This window comes from Cupriavidus sp. UBA2010 (assembly GCF_002335265.1).
Taxonomy (GTDB): domain Bacteria; phylum Pseudomonadota; class Gammaproteobacteria; order Burkholderiales; family Burkholderiaceae; genus Cupriavidus; species Cupriavidus metallidurans.
On sequence record NZ_DDCI01000018.1, the window covers coordinates 91,745 to 110,057 of the forward strand.

Sequence of the window (18,313 nt, forward strand, 5' to 3'; positions counted from 1 at the left end):
GACCCCATGTTGAAGACAGCCCGCCTTGCCGTGGCGCTTTGCGCCGCCACGCTCTCCGTCACCGCCCCCGCGCAGACAAACTGGCCCACACGCGCCGTGACGATCATCGTGCCGTTCACTCCCGGTGGCGGCACCGACATCGGCACGCGCCTTGTAGCCCAGCGCCTGTCGCAGCTCCGGGGACAACCGGTGGTCGTCGACAACCGCCCCGGCGCGGCCGGCAACGTTGGACTGGAACTCACCGCGCGCGCCAAACCCGATGGCTACACGCTGGTGGCGGGCAACGTCGGCACGCAATCGATCAATCCGTTCCTGTACAAGAAGCTCTCCTACAACCCTGACGGCTTCGTCCCGGTGACGATGATGGCCGAGTTGCCATTTGCGCTCGTGGTCACGCCGGGCCTGCCCGCGAATACGCCGAAGGAACTCGTGGCGCTGGCCAAGGCCAAGCCGGGCAAGCTGACGTTTGCCAGTTCCGGCACCGGCGGCTCGCCGCATCTGTCTGGCGAGATCTTCAAGGCGGCGACCAGCACCGACATGCTCCACGTCCCATACAAGGGCGGCGGTGCGGCGATGACCGACCTGATGGCCGGCAACGTCGACATGTTGTTCGCGTCGATCCTCGAAACTACCGGCCACGTAAAGGCCGGCAAGCTGCGCGCGCTGGCCGTGACCGGCACCGTGCGCTCGCCGTCGATGCCAGATGTGCCGACGCTGGCCGAAGCCGGCATCCAGAACGCGGAGTCGGGCTCATGGGTGGGACTGCTGGCGCCGGCCGGCACGCCGAAGGAGATCGTCGACAAGATCGCCGCCAGCGTGAAGCAGGTGGTGGTCATGCCCGACGTGAAGAAGCAACTGATCGAGCAAGGCGCGATTCCAGTGGGCAATACGCCGCAGCAGTTCGCCGCCATCATCGCCCAGGACCGAAAGCGTTATGCAAAGATCATCGCCGATAATCATCTGAGCGCGGACTGACCCGCACCCAGCCAAAACACCGATAACAAGGACTCTTCTCGCATGAAACCCCGCCTCCTTCAGCATGGCCGACTCCCGGAAAAGACCGAAGCCCAGCTTGCCGAGCAGTTCGATGTCCATCCGTTCTGGGCCGAGACCGATCCCGCCGGCTATCTGGCAAAACACGGTGGCGAGTTCGTGGCGATGACCACGCGCGCCGCGATTGGCGTCGATGCCGCAATGCTGGCCGCGCTGCCGAACCTGCGCGTGATCTCGAGCTTTGGCGTGGGCACCGACAAGCTTGATCTGGAGACGGCCCGCGCGCGCGGCATCGCGGTCGGCTACACGCCGGACGTGCTCAACGACTGCGTGGCGGACACCGCGTTCGCGCTGCTGATGGACGCCGCGCGACAGGTCAGCGCCGCGGACCGCTTCGTGCGGCGCGGCGAATGGCCCAAGGGCCCGTATCCGCTGACCACGCGCGTCAGCGGCAAGCGCCTGGGCATCGTCGGTATGGGCCGCATCGGACGGGTCATCGCCAGGCGTTCGATCGGATTCGACATGGAGGTGCGCTACTTCGGCCGCAAGCCGCAGGACGGCGTGGACTACGGATTCGAGCCGTCGCTCGAAGCGCTGGCGAGCTGGGCTGACTTCCTGGTGGTGGCAACCTCGGGTGGCCCGTCCACGCGGCACCTGATCTCGGCCAGCGTGCTGGAGGCACTCGGGCCGCAGGGCTATCTGATCAACATCGCACGCGGCACGGTGGTGGACGAAGCCGCGCTCGTCAGCGCGCTGACCGACAAGCGCATCGCGGGCGCGGGACTCGACGTGTTCGAGCGCGAGCCGCACGTGCCCGAAGCATTGTTCGCGCTCGACAACGTGGTGCTGCTGCCGCACGTGGCCAGCGGCACGCACGAGACCCGTGCCGCCATGGCCGATCTGGTGTTCGACAACCTCCAGAGCTTCTTCGCCACCGGCGCGGTGCTGAAATCCGCCGTCTGACGTCGTCGCCCGAAGTGTAGCCGGGTCGACACCAGGCAGAAATACTGCGCGCCCCGGCCCGGACTACACTGGCATCCCACATCTTCATCGCCCTAACGGAACGTGTGATGCCCGAAGACTCTCGGCCCCGGCCCTCGGGGCGCCGCCGTCATCTGCTGGCCATGGGACTTGGCGGCGCCGGCCTGATGGCCGCATCGCGCATGGCCACGGCGCAAACGCCTGCCGCGCTTCTGTCCCTCACCGCGCAGACCACCGAGGGGCCGTTCTACTTCGATGCCGGCAAGGTCCGCCAGGACATCACCGAAGGCCAGCCCGGCGTGCCGGTGGAAGTCCGCTTCACGGTGGTCGACATGCACGGCCGGCCGCTCGCGGGCAGGCGCGTCGACCTCTGGCACTGCAATGCCTCGGGGGTCTATTCCGGCTATGCGGGCCAGGTGGATGACCATGGCCAGCGCGTGTCCATGCGGGACCGCACATTCCTGCGCGGAAGCCAGCCGGCGGGCGCCGACGGCGTGGCGGTGTTCCGCACCATCTACCCCGGCTGGTACGCCGGGCGCGCCACGCATCTGCATATGAAGGTATTCGACGGCAGCCGTACTTTGCTGACTACGCAGTGTTTCCTGCCCGATGCGCTCAGCGAGTATCTCTATACGCAACTGCCGACGTACCGCCGCAAGGGCGTGCGCGAAGTCCTCAACCGCAATGACGGTATCGCGCTGATGGCCGGTGATACCGTGCTGGGCGCCGTGCGCGAAGCCCGCGACCGCTACGTGATCACGCTGACGCTGGTGGTCGATCCCGCCGCCACGCCGCCACGCGAGCCAGGCCATCCGCCGGGGCCACCGCCCGGCCTTCCACCGGGCGCACCTGGCGCACCCGGCGGTTTCGGCGAACCCACGGTGCCTGCCGAAGGCATGGCCCGCGTCGAGGCGATCGTCCCCGGCCAGCATCTCCAGAAGTAGCATCCCGCCCCACCGCCCCGGTTCCGTCTCACCCGCATGACGGATATACCGGGTGCAGTCAAATCCCCTACGCTGTACGGATTGCCGCCGCCAAACCCGTGGTAGCGGCGTTCGGGGCGCTTGCCGCCGCCGAAAAAAGTATCAGACATGATCGGCAATTGTTCGCTATGCTCCCCACAACGGCAGTGATTTCCCTGTTGCAGCTCACCTCCACTCAGTACTAGTTGGTCAATGGATGGCGCCCACCGAAGGCGCCGCGTGCAGCGCAGTCTCGTGAGGGCCCCCGATGCAGCGAAGCTGGTTCCTGGTGGTGACGATCGCGCTGACGACGTTGGCCACGCTGTTTCCCGTGGGAATCGGTGTGTTCATGGCGCAGCTCGAGGCGAACCGGCGCGAGGCGGACCAACTGAGCGTGTTTGCCGATGCCGCGACCCGGCGGGCTGAACTGGTCATGACGCAGGCAATCAGTGCGCTGCAGGATATGGAGATGCTCCGGGACGAGCCATGCACACCCGCCAACCTGGTCCAGCTTCGCCGCATCACCTACACCTATTCCTATATTCAGGACGCCGGCATCTATCGCGCCGGCAAACGGCTTTGCTCGGCGCTGCTTGGCCCCATCGAGCCTGGACAGTTCCCCCTGCCGCCGCCCGACTGGCGCACGCCTGACGGGCTCGACTATTGGTTCGACCAGCCCGTTCCGTTCAACGCCCAGCGCCACGTGGTGCTGATCGGCCGCAACGGCAACAACGTTGGGCTCGACTCGCAGGTCTTCGTCGATGTCGTCGATCGCGAATCACGGATGCTGGCCGTGGTGCAGACCGATGCCGGCCGTATCTTCTCGGCAACGCAGGGCGCGAACCTGACGCGGCTGCAGCAGGCCTACTCGGAACACTCATATGGGTCAGGCGCCGACGCCGCGCAGGAAGACGACGCCTCGATCGTCCTGCGTAAATCACGCAACATGCCGCTGGCGGTCGTGGTGCTTGCCCCGCGCGCGGCGTTGCTGGCCAACTGGAAGTCGCTGCTGATCGGCGGGCTCGTGGTGGGACTGTCCGCCGGCGTGCCGCTCGGTATCCTGGTCTGGCGACGCGCCACGCGGCGCTTCAGCCTGGAAGGCGAACTGCGCAGCGCCGTGCGCCGCCACGAGATGGTGGTGCATTACCAGCCGATCGCCTCGCTGTCGGACAACCACTGGGTGGGCGTGGAGGCGCTGGTCCGCTGGCGCCGCAACGGCAGGCTCGTGCGGCCCAACCTGTTTATTCCGATGGCGGAGAACGCGGGACTGATCCAGCAGATCACCGACCAGGTGCTGGACATTATCCTGTCGGAACTCGGCACGCTGCTGCGCCGGTTCCCGTCGTTCTACGTGTCGATCAACGTCGGCGTGGAAGACCTCAAGAGCCGGCGCTTTCTGAGCGTGCTCAATGCGCGACTGCGCGGCTCAGGCATCGCGCCCCAGCAAATCCGCATCGAGGCCACCGAGCGCGGCTTCCTGGAGCCCGACGTGGCCCGCGACACGATCCAGGCGTTTCGCGATGCCGGACACCCGGTCTATATCGACGACTTCGGCACCGGCTATTCGAGCCTGTCTTACCTGCAGAGCTTCAAGGTCGATGCGCTCAAGATCGACAAGTCGTTCGTCGACACGATCGGTCAGGAGGCCGCGTCGAGTACCGTGGCGCCGCACATCATCGCGATGGCGCAGTCGCTCGGCCTGCAGGTCATCGCTGAGGGCATCGAGGACAAGATGCAGGCCGACTTCCTGCGCGAGCAGGGCGTCGACTACGGCCAGGGCTGGCTGTTCGGGCGGCCCATGCCCGCTGTGGAACTGGCGCAACTGATGACGCGGGCCACGCCGCAAGCCGTGGCCTGACGGCTAGAATCGACCCACCTCACCGGTGATACGCCGCCGAATCGTTTCCCAACGTATTGACCCCGGAGCCGCCGCATGTCGCTACCCGCCCTGTTCCTGACCGCTGCCGGCGTGGGCCTGGCCGTGGCCGCCCCCGTCGGCCCGATGGGAATGCTCTGCATCCGGCGGACGCTGACCGACGGGCCCCGCGCCGGGCTGGCCATCGGCTTCGGCATTGCCTGCGGCGACGCGATCTACGGACTGGTGGCGGCGCTGGGGCTGGTAGGCGTCTCGCAATTCATGCTGGCCTACGACAAGCCACTGCACCTGGCCGCCGGGCTGTTCCTGGTCTACCTGGGGCTGCGCACGTTCCTGCAGAAGCCGACCGACCAGGCGGCTACGCTGAACAGCAACGGGTACGGCGTACGGGCCTTTGGCAGCGCGCTGCTGCTGACACTGACCAACCCGCAGACGATCATCATGTTCGCCGCGTTGTTCGCCACACTGGCGCCGCGTGGCGCGTTCTCGACCCCGATCGCGATGACGACGGTGCTCGGCGTGTTCTGCGGCTCGATCCTGTGGTGGTGCGTGCTGGTGACGATCGTCAGTGGCGCCCGTCATGCGCTGGGGATGCGCGTGCGCCAATGGATTGATCGCGCGGCCGGGGTGGCGCTGGCCGCGTTCGGTGTGTCGGAAATCCGGCGCGCCCTGTAGCCCTATACCCCTGGCGGCACCGGGGATATGACCACCCCGATGCCATACCGCTGATTACTCGGCCTTCGCGCCCGAATCCTTCGCCACCTTGGTCCACTTGGTGGTTTCGGTCTTGATGAAGGCGGCAAGCTGCGGCGGCGTCATGTCGCCAGCCGTCACGCCCTGATCGTCGAAGCGCTTCTGCACGTCCGACTGCTTCAGCACCTTGGCAAGTTCCGCGCTCATGCGCTGGCGAATCGGCTCCGGAGTGCCGCGCGGCGCCATCAGCGCATACCACGTGGTCACCTCGTAGCCGGGCACGCCGCTTTCCGCCACCGTCGGCACACCAGGATAGGCGGGCGAACGTTTGGCCGACGTGACGGCCAGCGCCTTGACCTTGCCGCTCTTCACGTGCGGATTTGCCGACGGGCTGGTCTCGATCGCCATCTGGATCTGGCCCGCGATCAGGTCGGTCATCATCGGCGCGCCGCCCTTGTAGGGCACGTGTGAGATATCGGTGCCCGTAGCCGAGCGGAACAGCTCGCCGGACAAGTGCTCGGTGCTGCCGATGCCCGCCGAACCGTAGTTCACCTTGCCCGGATTGGCCTTGATGTAGGCGATCAGTTCCTGCACGTTCTTGGCGGGAATCGACGTGTTCACCAGCACGACGTTGGGCGTCAGCGCCACCATGCCGATCGGTTCCAGATCCTTCTGGAAATCGTACGGCAGCGTCTTGTAGATGCCGGGGGCCATGGTGTGGGCCACGGTCGCCAGCAGGAACGTGTAGCCGTCCGGATTCGCACGCGCTACCAGCGCGCCGCCGATGGTGCCACCCGCGCCGGGACGGTTGTCGACCACCACGGGCTGGCCAAGCGCCTCGCCCAGCCGTTGTCCGACTGCGCGGCCGATGATGTCCGTGGTGCCGCCCGACGCGAACGGCACAACGAGCGTGATCGGCTTCGACGGCCAGTGGTCGGCGGCAAATGCGGAGCCGGTCGGGACGGCAGCCATGGCAATGGCCGCCCCCGCCAGCATCCTGAGCGCCGTGCGGCGCGCCATGCATGGGGTCATGCGAGTCTCCTCGGGGAACTATGGAATTCTGAAATGCCTGATCCCTGAGACTTTACGAAGGTGGCGAAGCCTGCACCAGCCCCGTGCCGGCGGGAGGTGTTCAGGATTTGTGAAGGGTGGCACCGGGCCAGCGTTCGGCCGTGACCAGTTGGCGGGCCACCGATTCGAGCACGCCTCGCGCTGCCAGGCCGGCCGGCGACAGCTCGTCGTCCGACAGGCTGACCAGCAGGTTCGGACGCCTGACGCTGGCATCGGCGATCTCGATCAGCGCCAGCGGGTCGCCCAGATGGCGCGCCACGGCGGCGCCAGGCTGAATCGTCGCGCCAATGCCGGCACGCACGGCGTCCATCAGGACGGCCAGCCCGTCGATTTCGGCCACCACGTTCAGCGCACGCTGGTGACGGGCCGCGGCCGCGTTCAGCACGGCGCGCAGGCCGTGCGCGCTGCTGGGCAGAATCAGCGGGATGTCGCCGATGTCCTCGAGCCGCACCGCATTCGCCGCTGGCAACCCAGGCTGATCGGGGCGCGCGATCAGGAAAAGCCGCTCTTCGAGCAATGGCGTGGTGCTCCAGCGCTGACCCGCTTCGAGCTGGAACAGCACGGCCAGGTCGAGCTGGCGTGCGCCAATCATCGAAGCCAGGTTGCCTGACAGGCTTTCGACCAGATGAAGACGGATATCGGGATAACGCTCGCGCATCGCGACCATGAACGGAGGCCCCAGCACCGCCAGCGTGCTCGGTGCCATGCCCACGCTGACGTGGCCTGACAGCCGCGCCGTCCGCGCCGCGCGCGCAGCATCGTCCGCGTGGCGCAGCGCCAGTTGCGCCTGACGCCAGAAGGCCAGGCCCGCGTCGGTCGGCACCACGCCGCTCGACGTGCGCTGCAGCAGCCGCGTGGATAGCTCGCTCTCGAGGCGACTGATCTGCTGGCTCAACGCGGACGTGACGACGCCAAGCCGCTGGGCCGCCTGTCCCATGCTGCCAAGCTCCACCACATGCACGAAGTAGCGCAACTGCCGCAGTTCCATTTCCTCTCCTGTCACAAGCCCCCGGTATTGTGCCCTGTACGCGGGTTGACCGGGTGGGCACGATGGTCGAGCATGTCGACATCGTCCTCGCCGTGCAGCGCGGTGACGCTACCGTCATCGCACATGCACCGTCATCTGGCGGATGGCAGGCACAGTCCTCGCTTGCCACGCTATTGATCACCACGTGTACCCAAACGGAGCTTCCACCATGCAAAGCACCCCACCGGCTGCCGCAACGTTGTGGCCGATGCCGACATTCTCGTTCCAGGCCTTGACGTCGTTCGATCACACCGCAATGGAGGGCTGGCACAAGTTCATGGGCCTCAATGCCGACTTCACACGTTCGATGTTCGAGGAAGTCCAGTTCGACTGGGCATCGTGCTTCGTGCCGCAGGACCCCGAGGACTTTTACGTGCGCGAATGGTCGTGCCAGATCCCGTTCCTGTCGATCCCGCTGCGCTACGCCACGGCCATGATCGAACTGACGGCCTCCACGCAGCGCGCATGGATGGATGCCTGGGGTCACATGTTCGGACTGCCGGTGCTGCCAACACCGTTGTCACTGATGCCAGCGGCCCTCACCGATATGCCTGCCACAGCACCGAAGGGCGAGGTGGAAGACGTTCCTGCATCGTCCATCCGCGAGACGCCGCATCCTCGCAAAGGTAAGGCCGCGTCATCGACGTAACCAACGGTTGCAGATTCGTTCCGGCGACATCACGCGGAGATCGTCGTTCTTCGTTGTAACGACTATGCTGCAAGGGACTGACCTCCGCGTCATGCCGCCTGCCCGATGGCATTCTGGGCGCACCCGGCCAGGCAAGTGATTCGCGCCCATCTCGCGAGGCGACTATGCGCAAGATCCTCCTCACCAGCCTGATTGTTGCCACGGCGGCCGTGGTGGCCGCGCCGATGGCACATGCCCAGGACAAGAAGCAGTTCGACCCCTACACGCAAGGCGCGAAGTCGGACCAGTACAACCCGTACACCGACGGCGCCAGGGCCGGCGACAAGTTCGATCCCTACACCCAGGGCGCGAACACGTCGGCGCAATCCAATCTGGTGCCGGACCAGAAGGCCGACCCGTACACCGAGGGCGCGAAGGCGGGCAAGTATGACCCGTACACCGACGGCGCGCGCACCGGCAAGTTCGACCCCTTCGTGGACGGCGCCAAGTCCGACTCCGACAAGTAGCCCTCAACCCTCATTTGACGCAATGAACTCGCCCGGTGCGGCCGAAAGGCCGCACCGGGCGTTCTGCCTCAGGTGACGGGCCGACGACAGCCGCACCACTTCAGCGCGTCCGCGCCGTCTGTCCAACCGCACCTCCGTGGCAACTGCCACAACGATCACGGGCGCGTTACGGTTGCGACGGCACCCGGCTTTAGCACCGCGATCACCAACTCGTGAAGCGCCTGCCTCGCCTCCCTTGCTGCCTGCTCGTCATAGGCGACGGTCACTCCCCGCTCGACGCACGGGTCATCGTAGGTAAAAGGCTTGCTGGTCTGGGCGTTGACCAGCAACCCATTCTCCAACTCCACCGTCCTGCAATGCCGCGTTGTTTGCGCGCGCGGAAGCTGCACGGCCGACGCGAGCGCCCGCGAATCGAAGGCATGATTGGCCTTTGGATACTCGATCAACATCGCATCGTTACCCTTCGCCTTTAGCCGATCGACATATGCGCGGCACGGGCCAACCGGGTCGTAGTTGTCTGCGCTGCCCTGGAGAATTCTTAACGGCTTTGCAACAAGGTCATCGTCTTCGCGATACGTATAGGAGCAGTCGGGATAAAAGGCGACATAGGCCGCGAACTCGGTTCCGGGTGACGCGTGCAATCGGTGAAACCGTTTCAGGCTTGCATAAAGCGCATTCTGCCCGCCTCGCGAAAACCCCACGAGCATGATTCTCGTCGGGTCGATACGCGGGTGCCTTGAAAGAATCGCGAGCGCGCGAAAGGCGTCTTCCATTTGCGCCAGGCGAGGTAGCTGGGTCTGGTCGTTGATCGTGCTGGTGATGCCACGGGCAGAAAAGCTGTCAAGGACAAACGTCGCGACGCCCATCCCCAGAAGATCCTGCTCCCAGTCGGTCACCGAACTACCGATACCGCCTGAGCCATGCAGCAGAATCACCAGTGGGAGCCGGTCCGCCCCGGCCTTGGGGAGCCGAAGTTCGCCCGCAATCGTTGCCGGCCGCCCGCCCTCGACACCGGCCAGAAATTCCTGGTCCGACATCGTGACAGTCGGTACAGGAATGACCTCGGTCCGAGCGACTTGCGCCAGTCCGCCGGGTGACAGACACCCGAGTGTGAAGAGCAAGCAGAATTGGGCAGCCAGATAGGAAATTGCGGATTTCATGGCACCCCCTTCTTTTGCGTTCTTGTGCCTTCTTGTGTCTTCTTGTGCCTTACTGTGAGCACAGACTCACACGCGGGGTATTGCCCCCCAGATAGTCTAGGTAGCACGATGCCCATCCGCTAAATGATTCTTCCGGCGTAGCAAGCGGGGCATTTCCTGAAAAGAAATGACGCTTGAATCCGGACCGCAAGGGATTCCCATCAGTTATGAGTCGATGCCCCTCGGTTTCTTGTGGGGCAGAATCCTCGCTTTCATACTCCGGAGCACGCTTTGCAAAGGAGAAAGAATGGACACCGTGCCTCGCCACCGCATTCATTGGCAGCGTAAGTGCAGGGCAATCGCCACGATAGCGCTGCTCGCCGTGACGGGCGGGGTCGCGGCACAGTCGCTGGGCCGCGACCAGAGCAACGACCGGAAGGACGTCGGTGTCATGGAGGGCTTTCCCCCGTCTCCAGCCATGCGTGTGACCAAGACCAACGCATTCCAGCCACCATATATGCGCTGGGCCTTCCGTCATGCGCGCGAGACCTCGCCGACGGCGGGAGTTCGGCACGCTTCAACGCCAATGACGCTGTCGGAGCGGCCGGCAGCAGGTCTCGATAACCTGCAATTCAATGTGGAAGGACAGGCAGTCAAATTGTCCGATTACCTTCGGGACACCCACACCGATGGCTTCATCGTGCTGCACAAGGGGCAGATTGTCTTCGAACGGTATCTGGATGGCTTCGGACCCGCTCAGCCGCACATCTGGGCGTCGATGACCAAATCGCTCACGGGCCTGATGGCGGCCATGCTGATTGTCGATGGCAAGTTTGACCCCGAAGCAAGGCTGGCCACCTATGTGCCCGAGTTGGCGGGCAATCCATTCGGCGACGCCACGCTCGCGCAGAACCTCGACATGGAAGTGCCCGTCGCGTATTCGCCAGAGCTTCCGCCCGATCTGGGGTTGTTCGGCGCGGTCGGAATCATCCCGCGCCGCGCGGGTGCGCCGGACAATATCTACGATTTCCTCAAGACCGTCTCCACCGACAAGGGGGCCGTCACTGGAGACTACTGGTTCTACCAGAACGGATCGCCGGAAGCTGTTGCATGGGCGATGCGCCGAATCTCTGGCAAATCGTGGGCGGAACTGGCGCAGGAAACGGTCTGGTCGAAGCTGGCCCAGGACGACGCTTATATTCAGGTCGACTCACTCGGAACAGAAATGGCAAGCGGTGGCCTGAGCACGACCTTGCGCGATGCGGCCCGTTTTGCCGACGCAGTCCGGCGCGCGCAGGCCGGGGATGCCGACGCGGGCATTCCCGTTCAGGCTGTCCGTGCCGCATTGCGCCCGCGCGGAAACCAGGCCGGGTTCGCCAAGGGCCGCCTCGCGGCTGGCCGGCCGGGTTACGCATATGGTGACTACTGGTATCAGGTGAACGACGGCGATGGCTCCGTGGAGGCGAGCGGCCGGTTCGGGCAGAAGATCTACATCAATCCGAAAAAGGAACTGAGCGTAGTGAAATTCTCTTCGAGTCCTGATTCAGCGCCTCGCGGCGCTTCGGCAGAAGCGGGCAAAGCCGTGGCGGCACGCAATGGATCGCTGGAATCATCGGCAGCTTTTATCGCCGCAATCCGGGCCGTCTACGGGGCCATACCGCACTAAGAGGCGCTATCAAAAAGAAGCGAAGCGGTTCTGGCTAGGCGCGCGGCCGCAGACAGTACAAGTAGTACGGCAAGGCCGCGCAACGACGCCAGAATCATTTTGATCGTGCCTCTAAGCCCACCGGATCACGGGGTCAGGTGCAGCAAGACCGGCCCTCGAACCCCGGCGTGGCGACCTTGTGGTGACGGTAGCGCCGGTGACCTGGCGTTTGCGATCGGATCAGTCGCACCTATCCTGATCACCGCTGCGCCAGGCTCGCTGGGATGGCTCAGCCGAGTTACCGCTGATCGGTCGTCAGCATTCGCACTCTCACCTTGCGGCCCTTCACCTTGCCTTCGTTCAGCCGCTTCACCGCCTCGCGTCCGATGGCGCGGTCCACGGCGATATAGGTCGACATCTCCATCACGCTGATCTTGCCGATCTGCTCCTTTGTGAAGCCGGCCTCTCCGGTCAGCGCGCCGAGGATGTCGCCGGGCCGGATCTTCTCCTTGCGCCCGCCCAGCATCTGCAGCGTGACCATTGGTGGCAGCAGGCGCCCGCCGCCTGACGGCGTCAGTTCTTCAAGCGCGTGCCATTCGAACTCGCCGCCCTGGTGCTGCTCGATGTTGCCGACGCGACCCATTTCATCCAGGCTGACGAGGCTGAAGGCCGAGCCTGCCTCGCCAGCGCGCCCGGTACGGCCGACGCGGTGGACATGGACCTCGGGGTCGGGTGTCACGTCCACGTTGATCACGGCTTCCAGCTGCGCGATGTCGAGCCCGCGTGCGGCCACGTCGGTGGCGACCAGCACCGAGCAGCTCCGGTTGGCAAACTGCACCAGCACCTGGTCGCGATCGCGCTGTTCGAGGTCGCCGTGCAGTTCAAGCGCGGCATAGCCCTGCGCGCGCAGCAGGTCGGCCAGATCGCGGCAGCGCGCCTTCGTATTGCAGAAGGCCAGAGTGGTAGCCGGGCGGAAATGGTCGAGCAATCGGCCGACGGCGTTGAGCCGATCGCCCTCCTCCACCTCGTAGAAGCGTTGGGTGATGGTGGCCGCGTCGTGCGCCTCTTCCACCTTCACCGTCTTCGGCTGGCGCAGGAAGCGATGGGCGAGCTTGTCGATGGCGGCCGGATAGGTGGCCGAGAACAGCAGCGTCTGCCGGTCCTTCGGTGCGTGGCTGGCGATAAATGCGATGTCGTCGTGAAAGCCCATATCGAGCATGCGATCAGCTTCATCGAGCACCAGCGTGTTGATCGCATCGATATTCAGGCTTCCGCGATCGAGGTGATCGATGATGCGGCCCGGCGTGCCTACGACAACGTGCGCGCCGTGAGCAAGGCTCTCCACCTGCGGCCGGATCGGCGAGCCGCCGCTGAGCGTCAGCACCTTGACGTTGTCTTCGGCGCGGGCGAGACGACGGATCTCCTGTGTGACCTGATCGGCCAGTTCACGCGTGGGACAGAGCACCAGCGCCTGTACGTCGAGCGGACGCGGATCGAGACGATGCAGCAGGGCGAGCCCGAACGCCGCAGTCTTGCCGCTGCCGGTGCGGGCCTGGGCGATGAGGTCGTGACCAGCCAGCGCGAGCGGCAGGCTGGCGGCCTGGATCGGCGTCATGGCGTCGTAGCCAAGCTGGACGAGGGTAGCCTGCATGGCCGCGGACAGCGGCAGCGTGGCGAATGAGGTAGGGGCTGAAGAAGTCATGCCGGATTATAGATGCGCGGCCGCGTCTTGCACGCCTTCCCTGCTCAGCGGCCTGACGGCATGACGCAATCAGCACATGCCAGACCATCGCCGCGACCGGCACGCTCAACGTCGACGGGGGCGAATACGGCGGCAACGCGCCCGCGAGCCGATTCCCCCAACGTGACCACGCCAGCCATATCCCTGTCGCAAAAGGGAAAGTTCAAGACATGCACGGAAAAGCGGAAAGTTGGGCCAGATCAGATGATTCACCACACAGGTTGTCCATCTGACGCGCTCGATCCGCACGCCACAGGTGGACCTCCATATTCGACAGCAGACAGGAGACCACATGGCGAAAGTCGTCAGGATTTATGAAACGGGCGGCCCCGACGTCCTTCGTTTTGAGAACGCCACGGTTGGTGAGCCGGGACCGGGCGAGGTCCGTGTCCGTCACGTGGCCGTCGGCCTGAACTTTGCCGACACCTACTTTCGCAGCGGTCTCTACAAGGTTCCACTGCCCAGCAGCATTGGCAACGAAGCCGCCGGCGTGATCGAGGCCATAGGTAGCGGCGTCACGCATCTTGCCGTCGGCGACCGCGTGACCTACACGGGCTTTACACCCACGCTGGGCGCCTACAGTACCGAGCGATTGATCTCCGCCGACCCGCTGATCAAGCTGCCGGCAGCGATCAGTTGCGAAGTCGCGGCAGCCATGACCATGCGGGGATTGTCAGCCGCGTACCTGATGCGCCGGATCTACCCCTTCAAGGCGGGCGACACCATCCTGCTCCATGCGGCCGCGGGTGGTGCCGGCCTGATCCTCTCGCAATGGGCCAAATTGCTGGGGCTGACCGTCATCGGAACGGTTTCCACCGATGCCAAGGCCGAAGTGGCGCGCGCCCATGGCTGCGACCACACCATCAACTACAGCCATGAAGACGTGGCCAGTCGTGTGCGGGAACTGACGGATGGCGCAGGCGTGTCCGTGGTCTTCGACAGCGTGGGCAAGGACACCTTTATGTCGTCGCTGGACTCACTCAAGCGCCGTGGCCTGCTGGTATGCGTGGGCTTCGCCTCCGGAGCCGTTCCGGCGTTTGACCCGGCAATTCTGGCCCGCAAGGGCTCCGCGTATCTGACGCGACCGGCCCTGGCCGACTACATCGCCGATCCCGCCGAGAAGGCGGCGCTGGTCGATGAACTGTTCGGCCACGTGGCCGCAGGCCGCATTCGCATCGACATCAATCGCCGCTACGCGCTGGAGGATGCCGTGCAGGCGCATCGCGACCTTGAGGCTCGCAAGATTGTCGGTTCGTCCATTTTCGCCATCTGACGGTTGCCCTTCCCTGGGGAGCATCCCGTTCGCCATCCCCGCTATTCATCATTCATCCGGAGACCCATCACCATGCATTTCCTTGACGGCCACCTGTACCCCGAGAACCAGCAGCCGCTGATCATCACCGCCGCACCGTATGCGCCGGGCTGGATTCCCGAAGATTTCCCGGAAGACATTCCGGTCACCATGGAAGAACAGATCCAGAAGGCGGTGGACTGCTACGAAGCCGGCGCCAGAGTGCTGCATCTGCACGTGCGCGAGGCCAACGGCAAGGGCAGCAAGCGTCTGTCGATGTTCAATGAGCTGATTGCGGGCGTGCGCGCCGCCGTGCCGGATATGGTGATCCAGGTGGGCGGCTCCATCAGCTTCGCGCCGGAAGAGGGCCAGGACGCTAAATGGCTCAGCGATGACACGCGACACATGCTCGCCGAACTCGATCCGAAACCCGATCAGGTAACGGTCACCGTCAACACTTCACAGATGAACGTGACGGAACACGCCGGTCTCGACGACTTCAAGGGTGTCTCGCGCGGTTTTCCGCACCTCTACAAGACCTACAAGGACATGGTCGTGCCCTCGAACCCAAGCTGGGCCGAGGAGCACATCCGGCGTCTGACCGCTGCCGGCATCCAGAGCGAGTTCCAGTGCTACAACATCAATAGCTTCGAAACGATCGAGCGAATGATTCGCCGCGGCGTCTACAAGGGGCCGCTGGTGATGAACTGGGTGGCCATCAGTGGTGGCATGGATCAGGCGAACATCTTCAACCTGGCAAATATGCTGCGTGCCGTGCCGGACGGCGCCGTGGTAACGGTGGAGAGCTCGGTATTGAACGTGCTGCCCATCAATATGATTGGCATCGCGCTGGGCCTGCACGTTCGGTGCGGCATCGAGGACGTGCTCTGGAACCAGTCCCGCACTGGAAAGATGAGCTCGGTCGAGCAAATCAAGCAGTTGGTACGCATCTCCCGCGAGTTTGGTCGCCCCATCGCCACAGCCAAGCAGACACGGGAAATCCTCAAGCTTGGGGTCTTCTACGACACCGTGGAAGAGACGCTTCAGGCCAATGGCTTCTCGCCGAATCGTAACGGCGCCAACCAGGGCTTCCTGCGCAAGCAGGAGAACCTGCCGTCCTGAAGTCAGCCAGCCGGGCCGGACGCCAGCCCCTGCCCCCGGGGCTGGCGTCGACCTCACGCATCGACCTCACGCATCGGTTGAGCGACCGTCAAAAGACCAAGTACATGGAGGTAGACAATGGCATTACGCATGCAAAAACCGGCTGCGGTCGTGCTGGGCACCGCGGCGCTTCTGGCGCTGTGCGCTTCAGCGCAGGCACTGGCTGAGGACGTCTGGCCGTCGCGCCCGATTCAGATGGTCGTGGCGTCATCGGCGGGGTCCGGAGTCGATGCGCTGGCGCGCCTGATGGCGCAACGCCTGTCGATCGCGCTGAAGCAACCTGTCGTTGTCGATAACCGGCCAGGCGGCAGTGGCGTCATCGGGACCAACGCGGTCGTCAAGGCGCCTGCTGACGGATACACGATCCTTTACACCACGGCATCGAACATGGTCGTTGCCCCGGCCGTACTGAAGACCATCCCCTACAACCCCAAGAAGAGCCTCGTACCCATCGCCGAGACGGCCTCGGGTGGCGTGGTACTGCTGGTGAGCAACGACCTGCCGGTCCATAGCCTGCCGGAACTCATCCAGCTGCTCAAGGCGAACCCGGACAAGTACGGCTACGCAACCTGGGCCACGGGATCGTCAGGCCAGTTGATGATGGAATGGCTCAAGAAGCAGACCGGCATGAAGACCGATCACGTCCCGTATCGGACTTCGACCCAGTTGCTGACCGACCTGTCCTCGGGAATCGTGAAGATCGGTTGGACAGACCCGGGCGCGCCAGTCCCATTCCTGCGCTCCGGGAAGGTCCGCGCCATTGCCATTGCCGGCAACGTTCGCGCGCCGCAGCTACCGGACGTCAAGACCATGGGGGAACAGGGCTACGCGTTCGATGCGGTGGGCTGGTTCGGCATGTTCGCACCGGCCGGAACCAACCCGGCGATCGTGAAACGGTTGTCCGATGAGGTCAACAAGGCCCAGGCATCCCCGGATCTCGCAGCCACGATGAAGGCCATGAACTTTGGCCCCCCGCCTGTGAAGACAGCGGTGCAATTCGGCGAGACGGTCAGCCACGACCTCGATGTCTGGTCGAAGATCGCCACCGATGCGGGGATTCAGATCGACTAGTGGATTGACGACCGCCAGGCGCCCACGGTGCCCGGCGTCTTGCGTCGACGGCGAGTGGAATTCGCGACGCAAAGCGGAGCAAGCCGTTGATCTGCCTTGCCCGTAGCCCTACTGCAAATCCAAGCGCAAGACAGGACGAACGCTATCGCTCACACAAAGGGCGAGAGCCGTGCTCGTCCATGGATAAACGCGCGGGTTCTGCGCAAGAACGGGAACCGGACTTCGATTCGGACCCCTGGCAACGTTCCATGCCGGTGGCGCCCGCGCGTCACCAGCCTGGAAACCAAAACAATGAACGTGGAGGAGTGCTGGTGAACAAGAGACTTTTTGCCCTGGCTGCCGCTTGTGCGTGTGGTGCGGCCAACGCGCAATCGAGCGTGACTTTGTACGGTGTGGTCGATGTGAACGTGGAGTACGTCAACCACGTCGGGGCCGTGCCGCAGGCAGGTAACGGGTACAACCCCGGCCCACCCCAGACGGTGTTTCGCGAGAATTCTGGTGGCTACTCCGGATCGCGTTGGGGTCTTCGCGGCGTCGAAGACCTCGGGGGCGGCCTGAAGTCGATCTTCGTGCTGGAAAACGGCTTCAATGCCGATACCGGCACGCTGCAACAGGGTGGACGCATGTTTGGGCGCCAGGCCTTCGTGGGCCTCGACACACGCTTCGGTGTGTTCACGTTCGGCCGGCAGTACCAATCGATTTTCTCCACCATGGCCAACTTCGTCCCGGCGCGATATGCCACGCAGTATGAGCCGACGGGCGTGGTGGCGGGAGCCAACTTCCGCCAGGACAACACGGTCAAGTACTCCGGGACGTTCGGCCCCTTCACCGCGCAGGCGGACTGGTCGTTCGGGGTTGGCACGACACTGCCGTCCACCTACCCCACGGTGCCGACGGCGGGTGGCGCCGGTGAAGTACCGGGCCAGTTCCGCCGCGATTCGGCCTATGGTGCCGCCTTGAGCTATCTGGCTGGGCCGGTCGGGCTGGGTATTGGCTACGACCAGTGGAATCCGACCATCGGCACGGGCAATGGCACGTTCAAGAAGGCCGTTGTCATGGCCAGCTACGCGTTCAACGATACGGCGAAACTGATGGGTGGCTACCGATGGGGGCAGAACAAGGATCCAGGCGGCACGACGATCTTGCGCGATGACTTCTACTGGATTGGTGGCCAATACCGGTTCTCGTCGGCGCTGGATTTCACGCTCGAGTATGACTATCAGAACGTGAAGAACCTGGGAGGCAACAACAGCGTGGCCAACCCCTGGCAGATTGCCCTGATCGCAGACTATGCTTTCTCCAAGCGGACCGACGTGTATCTGACCACGGCATACAGCAGGAACGCCGGCCTGGCGATGGAATCGGCAGCGAGCGGCTTCGCGACCAGCCTGGCGTTGGGCAATTCCTATGCGCTGGCCAACGGACAGAAATCCATGTTCGGCGCGGCATTGGGGATTCGACACGTGTTCTGAGCGTTCGACCGGAAGCGCCTTGATGCGACTTGGGG

General features: G+C 64.5%; 16 protein-coding genes. 12 read left to right on the forward strand and 4 right to left on the reverse strand.

The window, feature by feature from the left end:
* Positions 1–6 precede the first annotated feature (6 nt).
* The 5 genes from B2246_RS14195 to B2246_RS14215 all read left to right on the forward strand — a co-directional run bounded on the left by B2246_RS14195 (position 7) and on the right by B2246_RS14215 (position 5,487).
* Entirely contained in the window at positions 7–975 is a 969-nt protein-coding gene (locus tag B2246_RS14195) for a Bug family tripartite tricarboxylate transporter substrate binding protein (RefSeq protein ID WP_286882339.1), read from the forward strand.
* A gap of 42 nt (positions 976–1,017) precedes the next feature.
* Complete coding sequence (locus B2246_RS14200; protein ID WP_029307084.1) at positions 1,018–1,956, forward strand: 2-hydroxyacid dehydrogenase; 939 nt, start codon at positions 1,018–1,020, stop codon at positions 1,954–1,956.
* 107 nt (positions 1,957–2,063) lie between these two features.
* Positions 2,064–2,918 (forward strand): intradiol ring-cleavage dioxygenase, encoded by an 855-nt coding sequence (locus tag B2246_RS14205; RefSeq protein WP_286882340.1) that lies wholly within the window; start codon positions 2,064–2,066, stop codon positions 2,916–2,918.
* Positions 2,919–3,204: 286 nt separating this feature from the next.
* Positions 3,205–4,794: an EAL domain-containing protein gene (locus B2246_RS14210; protein WP_286882341.1), complete on the forward strand. Its 1,590-nt coding sequence runs from the start codon at positions 3,205–3,207 to the stop codon at positions 4,792–4,794.
* Positions 4,795–4,869: 75 nt separating this feature from the next.
* Positions 4,870–5,487 carry a LysE family translocator gene (locus B2246_RS14215; protein ID WP_008648762.1) on the forward strand — a complete coding sequence of 206 codons (618 nt, stop codon included), beginning with the start codon at positions 4,870–4,872 and terminating at the stop codon, positions 5,485–5,487.
* A 54-nt stretch (positions 5,488–5,541) separates the two neighbouring features.
* Here the strand turns inward: B2246_RS14215 and B2246_RS14220 are convergent, their stop codons facing one another.
* Positions 5,542–6,537 (reverse strand): Bug family tripartite tricarboxylate transporter substrate binding protein, encoded by a 996-nt coding sequence (locus B2246_RS14220; protein ID WP_017512405.1) that lies wholly within the window; start codon positions 6,535–6,537, stop codon positions 5,542–5,544.
* Between the two features lie 100 nt (positions 6,538–6,637).
* Positions 6,638–7,564 (reverse strand): LysR family transcriptional regulator, encoded by a 927-nt coding sequence (locus B2246_RS14225; RefSeq protein WP_011519684.1) that lies wholly within the window; start codon positions 7,562–7,564, stop codon positions 6,638–6,640.
* A 208-nt stretch (positions 7,565–7,772) separates the two neighbouring features.
* Here B2246_RS14225 and B2246_RS14230 point away from each other — a divergent pair, with 208 nt between their 5' ends.
* Together B2246_RS14230 and B2246_RS14235 are read left to right on the forward strand one after the other, a co-directional pair.
* On the forward strand, positions 7,773–8,252 hold the full coding sequence (locus B2246_RS14230; protein ID WP_008644178.1) for a polyhydroxyalkanoate granule-associated phasin: 480 nt from the start codon (positions 7,773–7,775) through the stop codon (positions 8,250–8,252).
* A 164-nt stretch (positions 8,253–8,416) separates the two neighbouring features.
* Positions 8,417–8,758 carry a hypothetical protein gene (locus B2246_RS14235; protein ID WP_035884099.1) on the forward strand — a complete coding sequence of 114 codons (342 nt, stop codon included), beginning with the start codon at positions 8,417–8,419 and terminating at the stop codon, positions 8,756–8,758.
* A 155-nt stretch (positions 8,759–8,913) separates the two neighbouring features.
* Here B2246_RS14235 and B2246_RS14240 read toward each other — a convergent pair whose 3' ends face one another.
* Positions 8,914–9,918 (reverse strand): dienelactone hydrolase family protein, encoded by a 1,005-nt coding sequence (locus B2246_RS14240; RefSeq protein WP_035884100.1) that lies wholly within the window; start codon positions 9,916–9,918, stop codon positions 8,914–8,916.
* A gap of 286 nt (positions 9,919–10,204) precedes the next feature.
* On the opposite strand from B2246_RS14240, the gene B2246_RS14245 reads away from it, so the two are divergent.
* Positions 10,205–11,563 (forward strand): serine hydrolase domain-containing protein, encoded by a 1,359-nt coding sequence (locus tag B2246_RS14245; RefSeq protein WP_035884101.1) that lies wholly within the window; start codon positions 10,205–10,207, stop codon positions 11,561–11,563.
* Positions 11,564–11,840: 277 nt separating this feature from the next.
* Here B2246_RS14245 and dbpA read toward each other — a convergent pair whose 3' ends face one another.
* Positions 11,841–13,244, reverse strand: coding sequence for an ATP-dependent RNA helicase DbpA (dbpA, locus tag B2246_RS14250; protein WP_035884102.1), 1,404 nt, complete (start codon positions 13,242–13,244; stop codon positions 11,841–11,843).
* Positions 13,245–13,575: 331 nt separating this feature from the next.
* Between dbpA and B2246_RS14255 the strand changes: the two genes are divergently transcribed.
* From B2246_RS14255 to B2246_RS14270, 4 genes are all read left to right on the forward strand, one after another.
* Positions 13,576–14,556 carry a quinone oxidoreductase family protein gene (locus B2246_RS14255; RefSeq protein WP_035884104.1) on the forward strand — a complete coding sequence of 327 codons (981 nt, stop codon included), beginning with the start codon at positions 13,576–13,578 and terminating at the stop codon, positions 14,554–14,556.
* 72 nt (positions 14,557–14,628) lie between these two features.
* The gene (locus B2246_RS14260) at positions 14,629–15,696 is read left to right on the forward strand and encodes a 3-keto-5-aminohexanoate cleavage protein (RefSeq protein ID WP_008644170.1); all 1,068 of its coding nucleotides are present in this window, start codon (positions 14,629–14,631) and stop codon (positions 15,694–15,696) included.
* A 117-nt stretch (positions 15,697–15,813) separates the two neighbouring features.
* A complete protein-coding gene (locus tag B2246_RS14265) occupies positions 15,814–16,806 on the forward strand; it encodes a Bug family tripartite tricarboxylate transporter substrate binding protein (RefSeq protein ID WP_286882342.1) in 993 nt (330 codons plus the stop codon).
* Between the two features lie 311 nt (positions 16,807–17,117).
* Positions 17,118–18,278 carry a porin gene (locus B2246_RS14270; RefSeq protein ID WP_035884168.1) on the forward strand — a complete coding sequence of 387 codons (1,161 nt, stop codon included), beginning with the start codon at positions 17,118–17,120 and terminating at the stop codon, positions 18,276–18,278.
* Positions 18,279–18,313 lie beyond the last annotated feature (35 nt).

Excerpts from the sequence above, each read along its gene's own strand:
- B2246_RS14195 (WP_286882339.1), top strand. The coding sequence starts at position 7 with ATGTTGAAGACAGCCCGCCTTGCCGTGGCGCTTTGCGCCGCCACGCTC.
- B2246_RS14200 (WP_029307084.1), top strand. The coding sequence starts at position 1,018 with ATGAAACCCCGCCTCCTTCAGCATGGCCGACTCCCGGAAAAGACCGAA.
- B2246_RS14205 (WP_286882340.1), top strand. The coding sequence starts at position 2,064 with ATGCCCGAAGACTCTCGGCCCCGGCCCTCGGGGCGCCGCCGTCATCTG.
- B2246_RS14210 (WP_286882341.1), top strand. The coding sequence starts at position 3,205 with ATGCAGCGAAGCTGGTTCCTGGTGGTGACGATCGCGCTGACGACGTTG.
- B2246_RS14215 (WP_008648762.1), top strand. The coding sequence starts at position 4,870 with ATGTCGCTACCCGCCCTGTTCCTGACCGCTGCCGGCGTGGGCCTGGCC.
- B2246_RS14220 (WP_017512405.1), bottom strand. The coding sequence starts at position 6,537 with ATGACCCCATGCATGGCGCGCCGCACGGCGCTCAGGATGCTGGCGGGG.
- B2246_RS14225 (WP_011519684.1), bottom strand. The coding sequence starts at position 7,564 with ATGGAACTGCGGCAGTTGCGCTACTTCGTGCATGTGGTGGAGCTTGGC.
- B2246_RS14230 (WP_008644178.1), top strand. The coding sequence starts at position 7,773 with ATGCAAAGCACCCCACCGGCTGCCGCAACGTTGTGGCCGATGCCGACA.
- B2246_RS14235 (WP_035884099.1), top strand. The coding sequence starts at position 8,417 with ATGCGCAAGATCCTCCTCACCAGCCTGATTGTTGCCACGGCGGCCGTG.
- B2246_RS14240 (WP_035884100.1), bottom strand. The coding sequence starts at position 9,918 with ATGAAATCCGCAATTTCCTATCTGGCTGCCCAATTCTGCTTGCTCTTC.
- B2246_RS14245 (WP_035884101.1), top strand. The coding sequence starts at position 10,205 with ATGGACACCGTGCCTCGCCACCGCATTCATTGGCAGCGTAAGTGCAGG.
- dbpA (WP_035884102.1), bottom strand. The coding sequence starts at position 13,244 with ATGACTTCTTCAGCCCCTACCTCATTCGCCACGCTGCCGCTGTCCGCG.
- B2246_RS14255 (WP_035884104.1), top strand. The coding sequence starts at position 13,576 with ATGGCGAAAGTCGTCAGGATTTATGAAACGGGCGGCCCCGACGTCCTT.
- B2246_RS14260 (WP_008644170.1), top strand. The coding sequence starts at position 14,629 with ATGCATTTCCTTGACGGCCACCTGTACCCCGAGAACCAGCAGCCGCTG.
- B2246_RS14265 (WP_286882342.1), top strand. The coding sequence starts at position 15,814 with ATGGCATTACGCATGCAAAAACCGGCTGCGGTCGTGCTGGGCACCGCG.